Source organism: Massilia sp. X63 (assembly GCF_041023745.1).
In the GTDB taxonomy this organism is placed as follows: Bacteria; Pseudomonadota; Gammaproteobacteria; order Burkholderiales; family Burkholderiaceae_D; genus Telluria.
The window spans coordinates 99,977-119,167 of record NZ_JBFTEF010000001.1; the positions used below are offsets into that span (position 1 = coordinate 99,977).

General features: G+C 68.2%; 16 protein-coding genes and 1 other RNA gene. 14 read left to right on the forward strand and 3 right to left on the reverse strand.

All coding sequences use genetic code 11. From position 1 onward, the window contains the following. Positions 1–298 precede the first annotated feature (298 nt). From ribBA to AB3347_RS00455, 4 genes are all read left to right on the forward strand, one after another. Complete coding sequence (ribBA, locus tag AB3347_RS00440; protein ID WP_369089804.1) at positions 299–1,405, forward strand: bifunctional 3,4-dihydroxy-2-butanone-4-phosphate synthase/GTP cyclohydrolase II; 1,107 nt, start codon at positions 299–301, stop codon at positions 1,403–1,405. 71 nt (positions 1,406–1,476) lie between these two features. Then, on the forward strand, positions 1,477–1,956 hold the full coding sequence (ribH, locus tag AB3347_RS00445; protein WP_369089805.1) for a 6,7-dimethyl-8-ribityllumazine synthase: 480 nt from the start codon (positions 1,477–1,479) through the stop codon (positions 1,954–1,956). A 126-nt stretch (positions 1,957–2,082) separates the two neighbouring features. Next, entirely contained in the window at positions 2,083–2,553 is a 471-nt protein-coding gene (gene nusB, locus AB3347_RS00450) for a transcription antitermination factor NusB (protein WP_369089806.1), read from the forward strand. Positions 2,554–2,960: 407 nt separating this feature from the next. Continuing rightward, entirely contained in the window at positions 2,961–4,019 is a 1,059-nt protein-coding gene (locus AB3347_RS00455) for a hypothetical protein (protein ID WP_369089807.1), read from the forward strand. Between the two features lie 68 nt (positions 4,020–4,087). Here the strand turns inward: AB3347_RS00455 and AB3347_RS00460 are convergent, their stop codons facing one another. Then, positions 4,088–4,843, reverse strand: a complete 756-nt coding sequence (locus AB3347_RS00460) for a transglycosylase SLT domain-containing protein (protein ID WP_369089808.1) — start codon at positions 4,841–4,843, stop codon at positions 4,088–4,090. Between AB3347_RS00460 and AB3347_RS00465 the strand changes: the two genes are divergently transcribed. From AB3347_RS00465 to AB3347_RS00505, 9 genes are all read left to right on the forward strand, one after another. Beyond that, positions 4,842–5,066: a hypothetical protein gene (locus AB3347_RS00465; protein WP_369089809.1), complete on the forward strand. Its 225-nt coding sequence runs from the start codon at positions 4,842–4,844 to the stop codon at positions 5,064–5,066. The genes AB3347_RS00460 and AB3347_RS00465 overlap by 2 nt on opposite strands. Before the next feature lie 408 nt (positions 5,067–5,474). Further along, complete coding sequence (ubiD, locus tag AB3347_RS00470) at positions 5,475–6,959, forward strand: 4-hydroxy-3-polyprenylbenzoate decarboxylase (protein ID WP_369089810.1); 1,485 nt, start codon at positions 5,475–5,477, stop codon at positions 6,957–6,959. 89 nt (positions 6,960–7,048) lie between these two features. After that, positions 7,049–7,147, forward strand: an RNA gene (gene ffs / locus AB3347_RS00475) — signal recognition particle sRNA small type. Positions 7,148–7,343: 196 nt separating this feature from the next. Beyond that, positions 7,344–8,789, forward strand: a complete 1,446-nt coding sequence (locus AB3347_RS00480; RefSeq protein WP_369089811.1) for a methyl-accepting chemotaxis protein — start codon at positions 7,344–7,346, stop codon at positions 8,787–8,789. A 62-nt stretch (positions 8,790–8,851) separates the two neighbouring features. Then, positions 8,852–11,008: a DNA polymerase III subunit gamma/tau gene (locus AB3347_RS00485; protein WP_369089812.1), complete on the forward strand. Its 2,157-nt coding sequence runs from the start codon at positions 8,852–8,854 to the stop codon at positions 11,006–11,008. Positions 11,009–11,059: 51 nt separating this feature from the next. Further along, the gene (locus tag AB3347_RS00490) at positions 11,060–11,386 is read left to right on the forward strand and encodes a YbaB/EbfC family nucleoid-associated protein (RefSeq protein ID WP_281913752.1); all 327 of its coding nucleotides are present in this window, start codon (positions 11,060–11,062) and stop codon (positions 11,384–11,386) included. An 11-nt stretch (positions 11,387–11,397) separates the two neighbouring features. Continuing rightward, positions 11,398–11,988, forward strand: a complete 591-nt coding sequence (gene recR / locus AB3347_RS00495) for a recombination mediator RecR (protein WP_369089813.1) — start codon at positions 11,398–11,400, stop codon at positions 11,986–11,988. A 179-nt stretch (positions 11,989–12,167) separates the two neighbouring features. Further along, positions 12,168–13,298, forward strand: coding sequence for a glycosyltransferase (locus tag AB3347_RS00500; RefSeq protein WP_369089814.1), 1,131 nt, complete (start codon positions 12,168–12,170; stop codon positions 13,296–13,298). Then, on the forward strand, positions 13,285–14,133 hold the full coding sequence (locus tag AB3347_RS00505; RefSeq protein ID WP_369089815.1) for a DUF2334 domain-containing protein: 849 nt from the start codon (positions 13,285–13,287) through the stop codon (positions 14,131–14,133). The genes AB3347_RS00500 and AB3347_RS00505 overlap by 14 nt, the downstream gene beginning before the upstream one ends. On the opposite strand, the gene AB3347_RS00510 is transcribed toward AB3347_RS00505, so the two are convergent. Next, the gene (locus AB3347_RS00510; protein ID WP_369089816.1) at positions 14,124–14,402 is read right to left on the reverse strand and encodes a hypothetical protein; all 279 of its coding nucleotides are present in this window, start codon (positions 14,400–14,402) and stop codon (positions 14,124–14,126) included. The two genes, AB3347_RS00505 and AB3347_RS00510, sit on opposite strands and share 10 nt — an antisense overlap. Positions 14,403–14,583: 181 nt before the next feature. On the opposite strand from AB3347_RS00510, the gene AB3347_RS00515 reads away from it, so the two are divergent. After that, positions 14,584–16,983, forward strand: coding sequence for a penicillin acylase family protein (locus tag AB3347_RS00515; RefSeq protein WP_369089817.1), 2,400 nt, complete (start codon positions 14,584–14,586; stop codon positions 16,981–16,983). Here AB3347_RS00515 and AB3347_RS00520 read toward each other — a convergent pair whose 3' ends face one another. Then, the gene (locus AB3347_RS00520; protein WP_369089818.1) at positions 16,984–19,191 is read right to left on the reverse strand and encodes a putative bifunctional diguanylate cyclase/phosphodiesterase; all 2,208 of its coding nucleotides are present in this window, start codon (positions 19,189–19,191) and stop codon (positions 16,984–16,986) included.

A 19,191-nucleotide genomic window follows, 5' to 3' on the forward strand; every position in this document is an offset into this window, starting at 1 on the left:
ATCACTGGGCAAAAAACCCGATGACACGCCCGGGCGCGATATATTTATCATAATCGAGTCATGCGTGGGCACGCTAGGTTGTTGCGTGCAGGAAACTACAGCTTAGCAATTTTGTCTGAATCCATGCACACCCTGTGCATTTTGTTGCCTTGAGGCAACGGCGGTTGACGTCTTCGCAGCATTGTGCTGGGTGCGGATTCCTGCTTGGCTCAGCCGAAAGGCAAGCCGAAGGCGGTTGAACAGCGGTAAATCCTTTAAAATAGCGGATTACGCAAAATCCCCGTTTCAAGGAACCCGTATGTCTATCTCCAGCACCGAGGAAATCGTTGCCGAACTGCGCGCAGGGCGCATGGTTATTCTTGTCGACGAAGAAGACCGCGAGAACGAGGGCGACCTGGTGCTTGCCGCCGACTTCGTCACTCCGGAAGCGATCAACTTCATGATCCGCCATGCGCGCGGCCTGGTCTGCCTGACGCTGACCGAGGAGCGCTGCGACGAACTGGCGCTGCCGATGATGACCAGCAAGAACGGGACCTCCTTCGGCACCAACTTCACCGTGTCGATCGAGGCGGCCGAGGGCGTGACCACCGGCATTTCCGCAGCCGACCGCGCGCGCACCATCCAGGTGGCCGTGAACAAGGGTACGACCCCGGACGACCTGGTCCAGCCGGGCCACATCTTCCCGCTGCGTGCCCAGAAGGGCGGCGTCCTGATGCGCGCCGGCCATACCGAAGCCGGCTGCGACCTGACCGAGATGGCCGGCCTGACCCCGGCCTCGGTGATCTGCGAGATCATCAAGGAAGACGGCACTATGGCGCGCCTGCCGGACCTGATCGAATTCGCCCGCGAGCACAAGCTGAAGATCGGCACCATCGCCGACCTGATCCACTACCGCAGCCAGAACGAAAGCCTGGTCGAGCGCGTGGCCGAGCGCCAGCTGACCACCCCCTACGGCGAGTTCAAGCTGGTCGCCTACCGCGACAAGCCGAGCGGCGAGGCCCACCTGGCCCTGGTGCACGGCGAGCTGTCGCGCGACAAGGAGGCCCTGGTGCGCGTGCACCAGCCGGTCTCGATCCTGGACGTGCTCGGCAACTGCGCCTCGACCCACTCGTGGGACCTGGCCTCTGCCATGAAGACGGTGAAGGCGGGCGACTGCGGCGCCATCGTGCTGCTGAACTGCGGCGAGACCGCCGACCAGCTGTTCGCCCAGTTCGCACCGCGCGACACCGGCCCGCGCAGCAGCCGTGCGGCATCGATGGACCTGCGTACCTACGGCATCGGCGCCCAGATCCTGCGCAACCTCGGTGTCGGCAAGATGCAGTTGCTGGCCAACCCGCGCAAGATGCCGTCGATGACCGGTTTCGACCTGGAAGTCACCGGCTACCTGCCGCAGCCGGCCGCGTGACGGGTCCGGTACGACGTCCCGTGACGAAACCACACTAATATATACATACTACGGAAAAGAAGAGGCCAGCCATGACGGTACCAACCTATGAAAGCAACCTGGCGGGCGAAGGCCTGCGCATCGGCATCGTGCAAGCGCGATTCAACGCCGACATCGGCCACGGCCTGCTGTCGTCCTGCCTGGCCGAGCTGAAGCGCCTGGGCGTCGCCGACGAGGACATCCTCCACGTCACGGTCCCGGGTGCGCTGGAAGTGCCGCTGGCGCTGCAGAAGATGGCCGAGACCCAGCAGTTCGACGCGCTGGTCGCGCTGGGCGCGGTGATCCGCGGCGAGACCTACCACTTCGAACTGGTGTCGAACGAATCCGGCGCGGGCATCACCCGCATCGGCCTGGACTACGGCATGCCGATCGCCAACGCCATCCTCACCACCGAAAACGACGAGCAGGCCGAGGTCCGCATGGCCGAGAAGGGCGCCGACGCGGCCCGCGTCGCGGTCGAGATGTCGAACCTGCTGTTTGCCCTGGAAGAGCTGCAGGCTGAAGAAGAATAAGAGCGCCTGACAATTCCCCCATGGCGGCGTTGCATCGTCTCGCCGTACTGGCGTACTGTCTTCGACGATGCGCCTTGCCCTGAGGGATTGTCAAGCGCTCTAAAAATAAGGAAGGAAGAGAACCACATGACCGATAAAACCACGCACGCCAACCCGAGCAAGAACCGTACGCCGCGCCACCGCGCGCGCGAGTTCGCGCTGCAGGGCCTGTACCAATGGCTGCTGAACAATGAACCGGCCCGCACGGTCGCCACCAACATCCGCGGCGCGCACGGTTTCGACAAGGCCGACGGCGAGTTCTTCGGCGAACTGCTGAACGGCACCATCGCCACCTCGGTGGAACTGCGCGAAGCCATCGCGCCGCTGATCGACCGCGGCGTGACCGAGCTGTCGCCGATCGAACATGCGGTGCTGCTGCTGGGCGCCTACGAGCTGAAGAACCATCCGGAAATCCCCTACCGCGTCGTCATCAACGAGGCGGTCGAGCTGACCAAGTCGTTTGGCGGCATCGACGGCCACAAGTATGTCAACGGCGTGCTGGACAAGCTGGCCTCGAGCCTGCGCCCCGACGAAGTGGCGGCAGCCGCACGCCGCTGATCCGCCGGGCCGCCATCTAATCGATAGCGCCTCCTGAAAAGCCACCGTGGCAATGCCCGGTGGCTTTTGTCTTATTGGGCGCCGAGCGCCTTGCGAACTTCGGCGCATATCCGCTGTCTCGCATTGAGCAAGCCACCTATTCCGCGCGGTTGGCCGTCCTGTGTGCCGGCAGCCAATCCGCCACAGCGCTCGCTGCGCTGTTTTCACGCTGTTCGCCCGGTCGATGCAGCGCTACGGGAATCCACATACGGGCTCATCAGCGCGAGCCGGTACCGTCAATACAAGCCTGGGCCACGGCTGCCCGGGCCTGCTTCTTTTCTTCCGTTCGCCGTCACGGATGCCTGCGGCGGACCCACCGTCGCCGGGACCGACCCGGGAATCCGGGCGCTTCCGTGCAGGAGAATGCAATGGCAAACGACCATGTCGCACCGCGTCCGCGGCGCGCGATTCGTGGCGCAGCCGACGCGTCGCCGAAAACCACCCGTCCCGACTCGCCGTCCCGGCGCGCAGATCGGGAGCCGGCCAGCGTCGAAGAGCGCCTGAACAGGACGCTCGATGCCTTTCCGGACAAGATCGACCTGCAGAACTGGCAGTACCAGCCCAGCCTGCGCGCCTTGCCGGACGAGTTGATCAATTGCCAGCTGGTGCCTGCGATCCTCGACCAGAAGGCGGAAGGCGCCTGCACCGGTTTCGCCCTGGCGGCCGTCATGAATTTCCTGCTGGCCCAGGGCGGCATCGAGCGCACCGTCAGCCCGCGCATGCTCTACGAACTGGCGCGGCGCTACGATGAATGGCCGGGCGAGAACTATGCCGGCTCGTCGGCGCGGGGCGCGATGAAGGCATGGGAACGGCACGGCGTGTGCACCGAGGCGCAGTGGCCCGACGGCATGCATGGCGCCCACCACCTGGACCAGGCGCGCGCCGAGCATGCGATGAAGACGCCCGGCGGCGCCTATTACCGGGGCGATTTCAGGCAGGTCCGGCACGTGCATGCCGCGCTGAACGAGGTCGGCATCGCGTACGTCACGCTGATGGTCCATGCCGGCTGGGGCGAGCCGGGGCCGCACACCGTCACCGTGCGCGGCGGCGGCGGCGCGGGCGCCCGCAAGATGGTGCTGCCGGTGATCCAGCGCCAGGGCAGCGCCGACGCCATGCATGCGGTGGCGCTGATCGGCTACACGGGCCAGGGTTTCATCGTCCAGAATTCCTGGGGGCGGGGTTTGGGCCACAAGGGCTTCGCCCTGCTGCCCTATGAAGATGCCACGGTATACAAGCTGCTGAAGCAACCGGTCGACGGCCTGCCGGGAATCGTGGTGGCAGGCGAGAACGGCCCGCTGGGGGCGGTCTCGCGCAGCGATACGCATGGCGGCTTCGACAACGACCCGAGCACCATGAACTCGGTCCTGCGGCGCATCCTGGGCACGGACCCGGCCGTCCCGTTTACGCAACGCGACCTGCAGTTCTGAGTACGGGCTGCGTGCCGCAATGAAAAAGGCCACCGCGTGCGGTGGCCTCGTGAGGAGTGTGTGCTGTCTTACAGCGTCGCCAGCGCTTCCGAGGCGTGGCTCTCGGTCTTGCTCGGCGCGCTTGCCGGCGCCTCGGTCGGGGCAACGGCCGGCGACTGCTTGACGACGGTCGTTTCCGGCAGCGGACGCGGGTTCGTGGTGGGAACCTTCTGGCCTCGGGCAACCTGCTTGAGTTTCCGGTATTCGGCCAGCACCTTGGCGCCGTAGCCCGAATCGCTCTCCAGGTCGGCCGCGCCGACATAGGTCTTCAGGCCGCCTTCGACGGAACCGGTGCGCTTGACGTAATCTTTCAGGATCAGGGCGCCGACCTTGATGTTGGCGACCGGATTCAGGGCAGCCTGCTGGCCGCCGACTTCCGCGAACTTGTCGTGGTGGACCTTGGCCATGACCTGCATCAGGCCCTTGGCGCCCATCGGGCTCTCGGCGAAGGGATTCAGGCCCGATTCGATCGCCATCACCGCCAGGATCAGGAGCGGGTCGAGCTTGACCTCGTGCGCCGTCATGTAGGCGGTGGAAACCAGCATGTTGGCGGCGTCGCTGGCGACGCGGTAGCGCTTGCTCAGCCAGGAGGTGACCCATTGCTGCTGCTTGCTGTCGCCCAGGTGCTGCGTGGTGGCGGCGTGCGGGGCTTCGACGGCCTCGCTAACGTGCGCGACCACGGGCGCCGGGGCGGCAGGCGCCGCCGCAACGATTGCAGGCTGGGGATCCAGCACGTCCGAGACGCGTTTGGCGACGTCTTCGTTGGTGTAGAGCAGTGCCAGCATGGCAACTGCGGAAAGACCAAAAATGCTCAAGGTGTTGCGTGCGGTATTCAGTACACCGCGTGCCGCTTTGCTCACGGAAGACCACGTGACTGGCTGGCTGGCCATGGATTGCACGAGCCTTGCGCTCGTGATGAAACGATGGATCATCGAATTCCCCTTGTCGCGGCGAAAAGAAGCCTGTCACGGCGCTCGTAAGGAAGTCGCGCTGTGTTCAGCTTACTGATTGCCGTGCATCAGAAATATCGTAGGTCGCCGCGTCGCGGCCGACTAACGCCGTCATTGCCTTGCTACAGCTGGCTGCTTTGAAACCCGTGCGGGTAGAACCAGTGGCTCAACAACTGTCTCGGGGGAGTGGGCAGACGCCCAGTGAAAACACTCCTCAAAATGTCATGTGGGGCCCCGACCCCGTGAATGCATGAGAACAGCTAAAATCATGTCGGAACGACTGCCTGCCTCATCAAGTAGGACGGATTCTAGTGGCTCCTTTATACCAAGTCAACCCTAGCACGATCCGCTCTTATTACTTTTAGTTCTGATTGCCAAGCCGAAATTTTGAAAAGTCTTGCTAAATCAGCTACTTGGCATGGTGCCTTGAACCAGCTTCTACCGACGAGATAACGATCAAAACTTGATGAAATATTCAGATTTGCGGGACTTTATGGCGCAGCTCGACCGCATGGGCGAGCTCAAACATGTTGGCGTACCGGTGTCGCCCCACCTCGAAATGACGGAAATCTGCGACCGCACCCTGCGCGCCGAAGGTCCCGCGCTGCTGTTCGAGAAACCGACCGGGCACACTATTCCAGTGCTGGGCAACCTGTTCGGCACCCCGCGCCGGGTGGCGCTCGGCATGGGTGCGGACGATGTGAGCGAATTGCGCAAGATCGGCCACGTGCTGGCGCGCCTGAAGGAACCGGAGCCGCCCAAGGGCTTCAAGGACATCATGGGCCTGGGCTCGCTGGTCAAGGCCGTCTGGGACATGGCGCCCAAGGAAGTGAAGGGCGCCTCCTGCCAGGAAATCGTCTGGGAAGGGCAGGACGTCGACCTGGCGCGCCTGCCGATCCAGCACTGCTGGCCTGGCGACATCGCGCCCCTGATTACCTGGGGGCTGGTGATCACCAAGGGGCCGCACAAGAAGCGCCAGAACCTGGGCATCTACCGCCAGCAGGTGCTGGGCCGCAACAAGGTGATCATGCGCTGGCTGGCGCACCGCGGCGGCGCCCTCGACTTCCGCGAGCACGCGCTGGCCAATCCGGGCAAGCCATATCCGGTCGCGGTGGCGCTCGGCGCCGACCCGGCCACCATCCTGGGCGCGGTCACCCCGGTGCCGGACAGCCTGTCCGAGTACCAGTTCGCCGGCCTGCTGCGCGGCCAGCGTACCGCGCTCACGAAAGCCATCGGCAGCGAACTGCGGGTGCCGGCGTCAAGCGAGATCGTGCTGGAAGGGCACATCTACCCGGATGCCAACCACCCGTCCGGCTTCGAGCACGCGCTCGAAGGACCCTACGGCGACCACACCGGTTACTACAATGAGCAGGACAGCTTCCCGGTGTTCACGATCGACCGCATCACCATGCGGCGCGACCCGATCTACCACTCGACCTACACCGGCAAGCCGCCCGACGAACCGGCGGTGCTGGGCGTGGCCCTGAACGAGGTCTTCATCCCGCTGCTGCAGAAGCAGTTCAGCGAGATCACCGACTTCTACCTGCCGCCGGAAGGCTGCAGCTACCGGATGGCGGTGGTGCAGATGAAGAAGCAGTACGCTGGCCATGCCAAGCGCGTCATGTTCGGAGTCTGGAGCTTCCTGCGCCAGTTCATGTATACCAAGTTCATCGTCGTGGTCGACGAGGACGTCAACGTGCGCGACTGGAAGGAAGTGATCTGGGCCATCACGACCCGGGTCGATCCGATCCGCGACACGGTCATGGTCGACAACACCCCGATCGACTACCTCGACTTCGCTTCGCCGATCAGCGGCCTGGGCAGCAAGATGGGCATCGACGCCACCAACAAGTGGCCGGGCGAGACCAACCGCGAATGGGGCACCCCGATCGCGATGACGCCGGAAGTGAAGGCGCGCGTGGACGACATCTGGGGCCAGCTGGGCCTGTAGCGGCGCTGGTCCGGGGCGGCGCCCAGGCATTCGCCAGCCATGCCAAGATCCGGCCCCACAAATCCCGGGGCCGGGTTATAATGGTCGCTGGCGGGCCCCTGCGCATTGCGGCATGGTTTACCTGGTCAGGTCGGGAACGAAGCAGCCAAAGCCGTTCACCGCAAGTGCCGCAGATCAGGCTCGCCTCCTTCTCTTTTCCCCGTTTTACCCCTCCCTTTTCCTGTTTCTCGTCCATCCGGACGCTAACCACGTTCGTCGAATTTTGCGCGTGTGTTGCGTTTTCGATGCGCGAACCGGTGTTGTTCCGTTAATTCAATCAAATTTTCCTTGCGGAAATTGTTGAATCTGATTGAATGTCGTCTTTGAGCCTAACGAGACATCCCCATGGAACAGCACAGCGTAGACAGCGTATTGAAGGCCAGCCACCTGCGGGCCGACCGGCTCATGTGCGGGCTGCTGTGGTGCCTGTTCGCGCTGGCCCTGGCCCTGTCCGGCCTGTACGACACGCTGCGCTGGGCGCTGCTGGTAGGACTCCCGGCGGCGCTGGTCCCGACCGTGCTGACGCTGGTCGCCGGCGGCACCCGCTTGTCGCGCATGGCGGTGGCGGTGGCGATGATGGTGTTCTGCGCCCTGCACATCCACCAGGCGGCCGGGCGCACCGAGCTGCATTTCGGGATCTTCGTGCTGCTGGCCTTCCTGTTGTGCTACCGGGACTGGAGCGTGATCGTGATGGCGGCCGCCACGGTGGCGCTGCACCACCTGTCCTTCAATTACCTGCAGGAGCTCGGCTTCGGCGTGCGCTGCCTGAGCGAGGCCGGATTCGGCATGATACTGGTACATGCCGGCTATGTGGTGGCCGAGACCGCGGTCTTGTGCTTCCTGGCCCAGGTGCTGCGCCGCGACGCCCTGCAGTCGGCCGAGCTGCGCGTGAGCGTGGCCACGATGGCGGGCCGGGACGGCAGGATCGACCTGCGCGCCGCGGCACTGCCGGCCGCGAGCGGCAGCGGGCGCGCCCTGCGCGACGTGGTGCAGCTGCTGGAGGGGGCGATGGCCAGCGTCCAGCACAGCGTGCAGGCCACCAGCGCCACCTCGGTGCAGATCGCCGCCGGCAATGCCGAGCTGGCGACGCGCACCGGCGCGCAAGCCGAGTCGATCCGGGTCACCGTCCGCTCGATGGCCGAGCTCACCGCCACCGTCCGGCAGAATGCCGAGCGCGCCCTGGCCGCCAACGAGCTGGCAGGCAGTGCCTCCGCGGTTGCCGCGCAGGGCGGCGAGGTGGTGGCCAGGGCGGTGCAGCGGATGGCGTCGATCGACGCGTCCTCGCGCAAGATCGCCGACATCATCGCGGTGATCGACGGGATCGCCTTCCAGACCAATATCCTGGCGCTGAATGCGGCGGTCGAGGCGGCGCGGGCGGGCGAGCAGGGACGCGGCTTTGCCGTCGTGGCCGGCGAGGTGCGCAACCTGGCACAGCGCTCGGCGAGCGCGGCGCGCGAGATCAAGGCGCTGATCGGCGAGTCGGTCTCCGAGGTGGAGGCGGGCAGCGCGCTGGTGCGCCAGGCCGGCGCCACCATGGAGCAGGTGGTCGATAGCGTCCATCAGGTGTCCACCTTGATTGCCGGCATCAGTTCCGCCAGCCGCGCGCAGGCGGCCGGCATCGCGGCGGTCGACGAGGCGATCCGCGCGATGGATGCCTCCACCCGCGACAACGCCGGGCTGGTCGAGCAGGCCGCCGGCGCGGCCGGGGCGCTGGAGCAGCAGGCGCGCGAGCTGGCCGAGGTGGTGAGCGTGTTCCGCCTCGATGCCCGCCAGGCCCGCATCGCAGCCTGATGTTGTATCCGGGAACGCCGCGGAATGTTCGCGGCGCTCGCCAACTGCGGTAAAATCCCGGCATGTCCTATCAAGTCCTCGCCCGCAAATACCGTCCCAAGAACTTCGAAACGCTGGTCGGCCAGGAGCACGTCGTCCGTGCGCTGACCCACGCGTTGAAAACGGGCCGCCTGCACCATGCCTATCTGTTTACGGGCACGCGCGGGGTCGGCAAGACGACGCTGTCGCGCATCCTTGCCAAGTCGCTCAACTGCATCGGCCCGGACGGGCAGGGCGGCATCACCGCCGAGCCCTGCGGGCAGTGCGAAGCCTGCCGCGCCATCGACGCCGGCCGCTTCGTGGACTACATCGAGATGGATGCGGCCTCCAACCGCGGCGTGGACGAGATGGCCCAGCTGCTGGAACAGGCGGTGTATGCGCCGAGCAATGCGCGCTTCAAGGTCTACATGATCGACGAGGTGCACATGCTCACCAACCACGCGTTCAACGCGATGCTGAAAACGCTCGAGGAACCGCCGCCGCACGTGAAGTTCATCCTCGCGACCACCGATCCGCAGAAGATCCCGGTCACGGTGCTGTCGCGCTGCCTGCAGTTCAACCTCAAGCAGATGCCGCCGGGCCACATCGTGGGCCACCTGGAAAACATCCTCGGCCAGGAAGGCGTGGCCTTCGAACAGCCGGCCCTGCGCCTGCTGGCGCAAGGCGCGCACGGTTCGATGCGCGACGCGCTGTCGCTGACCGACCAGGCGATCGCCTATGCCGCCGGCCAGGTGACGCTGGAAGCGGTGCAGGGCATGCTGGGCGCGCTCGACCAGTCCTACCTGGTGCGCCTGCTGGACGCGTTGCTGGCGCAGGACGGCGCCGACCTGATGGCGGTGGCCGACGAAATGGCCAGCCGCAGCCTGTCCTACAACGGCGCGCTGCAAGACCTCGGCACCCTGCTGCACCGCATCGCGCTGGCCCAGTCAGTGCCCGCGGCGGTGCCGCAAGACCTGCCGGAACTGAACGACATCCTGCGCCTGGCCCAGGCCTTCGACCCGCAGGAAGTGCAGCTCTACTACCAGATCGCGGTGCACGGCCGTAACGAGATCGGCCTGGCGCCGGACGAGTACGCGGGCTTCACCATGACCCTGCTGCGCATGCTGGCCTTCCGTCCGGGGCAGGGCGGCGCCGAACTGCAGCCGGCCGCGCCGGCGGCAAGCGCGCCGGGCCATGCGCCGGCGGCGCGCGCCGCGGCGGTGGCCGCGGCCAGCCATGCGGCGGTGGCGCCGGCACGCCCGGCCCCGCCGGCCCAGGCGCAGCCCCAGGCGCCCGCGGCCCCGGCAGCGTCGGCGCCCGCCCCCGCCATGACCTCGGCGCGCGCCGCCATCAACGCAGCGCTCGAAGCGGCACGCGCGGCCTCCGGCCGCAGCGGCGGCGCAAAGCCGCGCCCGGAGGCGCCACCGGCAGCGCCCGCGGCCGCAGCAGCGCCATCGGCGCCGTCGGCGTCCGCTGCTGCACCGCCGGCCCGGCCGGCGGCGCCGGGTCCGTCGGCCGCCATGGGCGCCGCCCCGGCCGGACGTCCGGCGCCCGGCGGCACGCCGCCCTGGGAGCAGTCCGCAGCGCCGGCCGTCCAGGCGCCGCAGATGCAGGCCCAACAGCCGCAGGCACGCATGCAGGCAGCGCCAAGCGATGACGAGCCTCCCTCATGGGTCACCGAATTTTCCGACGATACCGCGGTCGCCGCCGATGCCCCGGCAGTGGTGACGACGCCCGCGCCGGCACAGATGCGGGCCCCGGCTGCGCCGCCGCACGCATATGTCGTCACGCCGGTCCCGAGCATCGGCTGGGACGGCAACTGGCCGGCCCTGGCCGCCAGCCTGCCGCTGCGCGGCGTGGCCCAGCAGCTGGCCCTGCAGACCGAACTGATCGAATGCGTGGCCCACGAACAGGCTGCGACCTTCCGCCTGCGCGTGCCGGTCGACACGCTGCGCGCCAGCGGCAACAGCGAGAAGCTTGCCGCCGCGCTGCAAGAACACTTCCCGCAGGTGCGCGTGACGCTCGACACCGAGATCGGCCCGACCTGGTACACCGCCGCCGCCGAAGCCAAGGCCGCACGCGAGGAGCGCCAGCGCCAGGCCGAAGCCCTGGTCGCCGCCGATCCTTTCGTGCAGGCGATGGAGCGGACCTTCGGCGCCTTCGTCGTGCCCGGTTCGGTGAAGCCGGCCGCAGCGGCCTGATCTCTTGCATCCATTGAATCACCCATACAGAACCTTTTGGAGAAACCGACCATGATGAAAAACCAGCTCGCAGGCCTGATGAAACAGGCGCAAGCCATGCAGGACAACATGAAGAAAGCGCAGGAGCAGCTGGCGCAGATCGAAGTCGAAGGCCAGTCGGGCGCCGGCCTGGTCAAGGTCGTGATGACCTGCAAGAACGACGTCAAGCGCGTCACCATCGACCCGTCGCTGCTGGGCGACGACCGCGACATGCTGGAAGACCTGGTCGCGGCCGCCTTCAACGACGCCGTCCGCAAGGCCGAAGCCACCGCCGCCGAGAAGATGAGCGGCCTGACCGCCGGCATGCCCCTGCCCCCGGGCTTCAAGATGCCGTTCTGACGGGAACCCACATGTCCCGATCGCTCGACTTCCTGACCGAGGCATTGCGGCGCCTGCCGGGCATCGGTCCGAAGTCGGCGCAACGCATGGCCTTCCACCTGCTGCAGCATGACCGCGAAGGCGCGGCCATGCTGTCGCGCGCGCTGTACCAGGCGGTGGACACGGTCCACCACTGCGCCATGTGCAATACCTTCGCCGACACCGAGGTGTGCGAGCTGTGCGCCGACGAGGCGCGCGAGCGCACGCTGCTGTGTGTCGTCGAAACCCCTGCCGACCAGATGATGATCGAGCAGACCATGACCTACAAGGGCCTGTACTTCGTGCTGATGGGGCGGCTCTCGCCGCTCGACGGCATCGGTCCGCGCGACCTGCATCTCGACAAGCTGGTGGCGCGCGCCACCGATGGCCTGGTCGATGAGGTCGTGCTTGCAACCAATTTCACCAACGAAGGCGAAGCCACCGCCCACTACATCAGCGAGATGCTCAAGGCGCGCGGCCTGAAGGTCAGCCGGCTGGCGCGCGGCGTGCCCGTCGGCGGCGAGCTCGAGTATGTCGACGCCGGCACGATAGCGCGCGCCATGCTGGATCGCCGCAGCGCATAATCCCCTGTAAAGACAACTGATGGCGGACGCCCGATCAGGGTTCCGCGGGTGCCTGTGCGTGCGCGCAAGCCTCGTCGGCGGACCGCTGTTGTGTTGATACTTTCAGCGGATCCCGAACCTATCTCAGTAGGAAGGAGGAAGCTGGGGGTGACGCATTCCCTGCTGGGATAGGTTCCTAAATGCATCTTGTCGACATCACGATGTTTTATGCCGCGGAAGGTGGCGGCGTCAGCACCTACCTGAATGCCAAGGCGCGCTGGCTGGCCCGCTACGGCTGGGCGCGGCATACCATCTGCAGCCCCAACGTCGACGACGAGGCGCCCGGCCTGTTGCGGGTGCCGGCGGTGACGCTGCCCGGCATCAACGGCTACCGCATGCCGGTGTCGGTATCCGCGGCGGCGCGGCGCCTGCGCGCGGCCCGCCCCGACCTGATCGAGGCGGGCGACGCCGGCCACTGCGCCTGGGCCGCGTTGCGCCTGCGCCAGCGGCTCGGCATCCCCGCCATCGCCTTCTACCATTCCGACTTGCCGCGCCTGGTGCAGAACCGCCTGGGCAGCACCATCTCGCAGGGCGCCTGCAAATACCTCGCGCACCTGTACCGCGAGTTCGACACCGTGCTGGCGCCGAGCCGCCTGATGGTGCACCAGCTGGCCGACATGGGCGTCACCCATGCGCTGCACCAGCCGCTCGGCATCGACAGCGAGATCTTCCATCCCAGCCGGCGGCGCGACAGCCTGCGGGCCGAACTCGGCCTGCCCAAAGACACGCGCCTGCTGGTGTATGCCGGCCGCTTTACCGCCGACAAGAAGCTGCCGGTCCTGATCGACGCCGTGCGCAGGCTCGGCAAGCCCTACCACCTGCTGCTGGTCGGGGGCGGCGATGCGCTGCCGCAGCATCCGCAGCTGAGCATCATGGCGTTCAAGCGCGACCAGTGCGAGCTGGCCGGCGTGCTGGCCAGCTGCGACCTGCTGGTGCATCCGGGCGACTGCGAAACCTTCGGCCTGATCGTGCTCGAGGCGATGGCCTGCGGGCTGCCGGTGGTGGGCACCAACGGCGGCGGCGTGGCCGAGCTGGTGGACGAGCAGACCGGCATCCTGGCGCGCCAGAACGACCCGGCCAGCCTGGCCGGCGCCATCGAAGCGATCTATGGGCGCGACCTGGTGCGCCTGAGCACGAATGCACGGCGCAAGGCGGCCGAACACTACGACTGGAGCCAGGTGTTCCCGCAGCTGATGCACCGCTACGGCAGCCTGCTCGCGGCACGCTCAGCTACGCAGCGTGCGCCGGAGCGGATCTGTGTCCAGGACTGAGGGCAGCGGCGCGCAGAACGGCGCCGATCGGCCGGCCGCTCCGTCATCCAGGGCCGTTGCGCAACCGGCCCTGTGCGTCTCGATCCACGACGTGGCCCCGGCCACCTGGGACGAATGCGCGCGCCTGGCCCAGGCTGTGCGCGAGGTGGCCGATATCCCGCTGACCTGGCTGGTGGTGCCCGAGTACCACCGGCGCGGCGGCGACCAGGCCCGCATGGAGTCCGGTCTCGAACGCGCGCTGGCGCGCGGCGACGAACTCGCGCTGCACGGCTTCACCCACCTCGATACCGCAGCGCCTGGCGCCGGCCTGGGCGAGCGCTTCCTGCGCGGAACCTATACGCATGAAGGTGAATTCGCGGCCCTGCCGGCCGAGGAGGCGGCGCGCCGCATCCAGCGCGGGCTGAACTGGTTCGCCGAGCGCCATTGGCCGGTGCACGGCTTCGTGCCGCCGGCATGGCTGATGGGCGAGGGGGCCTGGCAGGCGCTGCGCGCCTTCGATTTCGACTACACCACTACCTTCCGGCACTTTCACCTGCTGCAGGGTGGCGCCGGCGGCGAGGGGCGCGCTGGCGGCCGTGCCGTGCTGTCGCCATCGCTGGTCTATGCGGCGCGCAACCGCAGCGGCCGGCTCGCTTCTCCCTTGCTGGCCGACCTGCTGGCGCTGGCGCTGGCGCGGCGCCCGCTCATCCGGCTGAGCCTGCACCCGCCGGACCTGCGCCACCCGCGGCTGCTGCGCCATGCACAAGCGACGGTGGCGCGCCTGCTGGCGGCGCGCACGGCCCTGACCAAGGCCGCATTCGCACGCCGCCTGGTCGACACCGGCGATTACCAGTAAGGTCCCCAGTAGCCGCCGCGCCAGCGCGGGCCCCAGGCGCCATAGTACGAGGAACCGACCTGGCGCAGTTCCTCGCGCGTGCTGAGCTGCAGCACGCACTGGCGCCACTGGTCGCTGTCCTGCGCATAGCCGAGGCGCGAACACGCCGGACCGTAGATCGCCATCTGCTCGGCCATGTCCGCCTGCGCGCGCTCGGCCCGTTGCTGTGGCGTGGTGCACGCTGCGAGCGCCAATGTCATTCCCAACACCGCCAACTTTGCCATTTGCATGATGACCTCCTTTGTACGCCGTCCTGGCGTTGCACTTCCAGTATAGAACCGCAGGTGGGGATGCGTAGCGCGTAAATCAATCGTGCTTGACCCCGCTGCCCACCGGGAGACGGACAGAGCCGGGTCGCCCGGAAAGCCTGTTTTCTGGCAAGATACACCAAAAAATAAAGGGGGAGTCAACATGTGGCGGCGCCAATGGAAGACCTGGACCCTGCGCGGGCTGGCCGGACTGGCGGCGCTGTTGCTGCTGGCGCTCGGCGCCGGCTGGCTGTACCTGCGCGCCAGCCTGGCCCAGCTCGACGGCGAACGCCGCACGCCGGGCCTGCATGCCCCGGTGACGGTGGCGCGTGATGCGGCCGGCGTTCCGCTGATCAGCGGCGCCAACCGGCCTGACGTCGCCTATGCCACCGGCTTCGTTCACGCCCAGGAACGCTTCTTCCAGATGGATTTGCTGCGCCGCACCGCCGCCGGCGAGCTGGCCGAGCTGTTCGGCCCGCGCGCGCTGCCGCTTGACCGCGCGCGCCGGCTGCACCGCTTCCGGGCCCGCGCCCAGGCGGCGCTGGCGCGCCTGCCGGCAGCGGACCGGGCCCTGCTCGACCGTTACGTGGCCGGGGTCAACGACGGCCTGCAGGCGCTGCGCGCCAAACCGTTCGAATACGCGCTGACCGGCACCGAGGCGCGACCCTGGGACGCCGCCGACTCGCTGCTGGTGGTCTGGGCCATGTACATCGACCTGCAGAACAACCAGGAGCCGCGCGAACTGGCGCGCGGCTGGCTGCGCGCGCACAGCACGCCCGCGCAGCTGGCCTTCCTGCTGCCGGAAGCGAGCCGCTGGGACGCGACGCTCGATGCCGGCGCGGCCGCGGCGGCGCCCGGCGAGGCGCCGATCCCGGACCAGGCGCCGGCATGGTGGGGCCCGGCCGCCGGCCAGGCCGTGCAGCTCGCGGGCGCGGCCTTTGTCGATGGGGTCGGCAGCAACAACTACGCGCTCGCCGGCAGCCGCAGCGCCAGCGGCGCGGCCATCGTCGCCGACGACATGCACCTCGGCCTGCAGCTGCCCAACATCTGGTACCGCCTGGCGCTGCGCTTTCCCGATCCGAAGGGCGGGCAGCGGCGCCTGGCCGGCGTCAGCCTGCCGGGGGCGCCGCCGACCATCATCGTCGGCAGCAACGGCCAGGTGGCTTGGGCCTTCACCAACAGCTATGCCGACCTGGTCGACGTGGTGGCGCTCGGCCGCGATCCGGCGCGCCCGGGCCAGGTCCGCCTGCCTGGCGGCTGGGAGACCCCGGCCAGGCACGTCGAGCCGATCGCCGTGAAGGGCGCGCTGCCGGAACGCTTCGTGGTGCGCGAGACTTCGCTCGGCCCGATCCGTGAAAGCGGCGGGCGCGAGTACGCGGTGCACTGGATCGCCCACGACCCGGCCGCGGTGAACTTCAACCACATGAAGCTGGAGACGGCTGCCAATGTGGAGCAGGCGCTGGCGATCGCCGCCATCGACGGCATCCCGGCGCAGAATTTCGTGGCCGGCGACGCGGCAGGCAACATCGGCTGGACCATCGCCGGCCCGCTGCCCCAGCGCACCACGCCGATGCTGGCCACCACCTTCCCGCTGGAAGAGGGTGCGCCGACCTGGAGCGCGCTGCTGGCGCCGCAAGCCTATCCGCGCGTGGTGAATCCGGCCGGCGGCCAGATCACCACCGCCAACAGCCGCCAGCTGATGGGCGAGGGCGCCGCCCTGATCGGCGACGGCGGCTTCGACCTTGGCGCGCGCAACCACCAGCTGGCGCAAGGCCTGCGCGCGCTCGGCGCCGGGGTCGATGTGCGCCGGGCCGCCGGCGCCGCGCTCGACGACCGCGCCCTGTTCGTGGCCGGCTGGCGCGCGCGCCTGCTGGCGGCGCTCGACCCGAAGGCGCTGGCGGGCCATCCGCAGCGCGCCGAGTTCCGGCGCCTGCTGGAAACCAGCTGGGACGGCCGCGCCAGCGTCGGCTCGGTCGGCTACCGGCTGGCGCGCAACAGCATGTGGGCGCTGAACGGGCTGCTGTTCGGGCGTGCCAACCAGGCGCTCGGGGCGCTCGAGCCGAAGGCGACGCTGGCCAGCGCCACCAGCCGCTGGCCCGAGGTGCTGGCGCGCCTGCTCGACGCCCGCCCGGCCGGCTGGCTGCCGCCGGGCTACGCCGACTGGCGCGCGCTCGAACTGGACGCCGTCGACCGCGTGATCGCCGACCTGACCCGCGATGGCCGGCCGCTCGCGCAGGCCACCTGGGGCCGCCGCAACGTGGCCGCGATCGCGCATCCGATCAGCATCGCGGTGCCGGCGCTGGCGCCGGTGCTGGGAGCGCCGGCGGACCAGCTGCCCGGGGACGCCAACATGCCGCGCGTGGCCGGACCGAAGTTCGGGCAGTCCGAGCGCATGGCGGTGTCGCCCGGGCGCGAGGAAGAGGGGCTGTACAACATGCCGGGCGGGCAGAGCGGGCATCCGCTGTCGCCCTTCTTCCTGGCCGGGCACGCGCAGTGGGTAAAGGCGCAGCCGGTGCCCTTGTTGCCGGGACCGGCGGCGCACAGCCTGCGCTTCGTGCCCTGACTACTTGGCGGGCAGCAGCAGCGGCGCCAGCAGCATGCCGGTAATGTCTTCCGCACTCGACGGATGGCCCAGGAAGTAGCCCTGCACCATGTCGCACCCGTACTGCTCGAGCAGCAGCAGCTGTTCGCCGGTCTCGACCCCCTCGGCCACCACCACCATCTTGAGTCCGTGCGCCATCGCGATGATGGCGCGCGTGATGGTGGCGTTCTCCGAATCCTGCGGCAGGCCGTTGATGAAGCTGCGGTCGATCTTCAGTGCGCGCACGTCGAAGCGCTTGAGATAGTTCATCGACGAGTAGCCGGTGCCGAAGTCGTCGATCGACAGGTAGACCCCGATGCCGCGCAGCTGCTCCAGCGTGACCATGGTGGCGCGCGCGTCGTCCATCAGCGTGCCTTCGGTCAGCTCCAGCTCCAGCAGGCGCGGCTCGAGGCCGGCGTCGAGCAGGGCCGAGTGCACCATCTGCGACAGGTTCTCGTCCTTGAACTGCTTGGCCGACAGGTTCACCGCCATGCGCACCATGCGCTGGGCGTGGCGCTGCCAGGCCCTGGCCTGGCGGCAGGCGGTGCGCAGCACCCATTCGCCGATCGGCACGATCAGGCCGGTCTCCTCGGCCAGCGGGATGAATTCGGTCGGCGGCACCAGTCCGCGCTCCGGATGGCGCCAGCGCACCAGCGCCTCGACCCCGACGATCTCGGAAGTGCGCACGTCGCGCTGCGGCTGGTAGACCAGGTACAGCTCGTCGTTCTGCAGCGCCTTGCGCAGCCCCACCTCGAGCTTCACATGGCTCATGATCTGCATCGTCAGCGAAGAGCTGTACAGCTTGGCGTTGTTCTTGCCGCAGTTCTTGGCGTGGTACATCGCGGTGTCGGCGAACTTGAGCAGCGAGCCGCAATCGTCGCCGTCCTCGGGGAACAGCGAGATGCCGATGCTGGCGGTCACGAAGATCTCGTTGCCCTCGATCAGGAAGGGCCGCCGCATCGCCTCCTTGACGCGGGTAGCGACGTTGAGCGCGTGCTCGACCCGTTCGAGGTCGGGAATCAGGATGGTGAATTCGTCGCCTCCCAGGCGCGCCAGGTTGCTGGTGTGGTCGGCCCCGCTTTTGCCTGGATGGCCGGCCGGTGCGCTGCCCGAGCCGTCCCCGCGCGATACCAGGTCGCTCGGGCGGGTGGTCTCGCGCAAGCGTTCGGACACCATCTTGAGCAGCATGTCGCCGGCATTGTGGCCGAGCGTGTCGTTGATGCGCTTGAAGGCGTCGAGGTCCATGAACAGCACCGCGAACTTCTTGTTGCCGACCTTGGAGCGCTGCAGCTCGCGCTCGAGCGTCTCCAGGAAGGCCTGGCGGTTCGGGATGCCGGTCAGGCTGTCGCAGTAGGCGAGGCGCCTGATCTGCTCCTCGGCGCGCTTGCGCTCGCTGATGTCGCGCACCAGGCCCAGCACCTGCGAGGCGCCGGTGGCCACCAGCCGCGCCTCGAAATGCTGCGCCTCGCCGCAGGTCTCCAGCTCGTACTCGACCGAGCGCACCTGCTGGGTGGCCAGCACCGCGCGCATCTGTTCCAGCATGCGCGCCGCGATCTCGGGCGGCAGCACGTCGGTGATGTGCTTGCCCACACACGGCTGCGGCTGGCGCAGCGCGGCGCGGCCGCGGGACGAGCGCTCGCGGCCCGGCCTCTCGTGGCCCGGCCTCTCGTGGCCCGGCTCGTAGTCCAGGTAGAAGCCGTCGCGGTCGAGGCGGAAGAAGGTGTCCGGGATGGCGGCCAGCACTGCGCGGTTCTGGGCGTCGGCGATGCGCAGGCGGGCGATGGCGTCGCTGGCGCGCAGCACGTACAGCACGCGGTGGCCGAGGATCGGCCAGTTGATCGGCTTGGACACGAAGTCGGTGGCGCCGGCTTCGTAGGCGCGCGTCACCGCTTCCAGGTCGTCGCCGCCGGTGACCATCACGATCGGCACGCCGGCGCCGTCGCCGGACCTGGCGGCTTCCGCGCGGCGGATCGCTTCGCAGGCCGCGAAGCCGTCCATGCGCGGCATCTCCACGTCCATCAGGATCAGGTCGGGCGAGCGGCTGGCGGCCAGTTCGACCGCCAGCGCGCCGTCGGCCGCGTCGATCGCGTCCAGCCCGACCTGGGCCAGCATCTCGAGCATCAGCAGGCGCATCACCGGGTCGTCGTCGGCGACCAGGACCGTTCCGCGCTTAGGTAGAGAAGAAGGCAT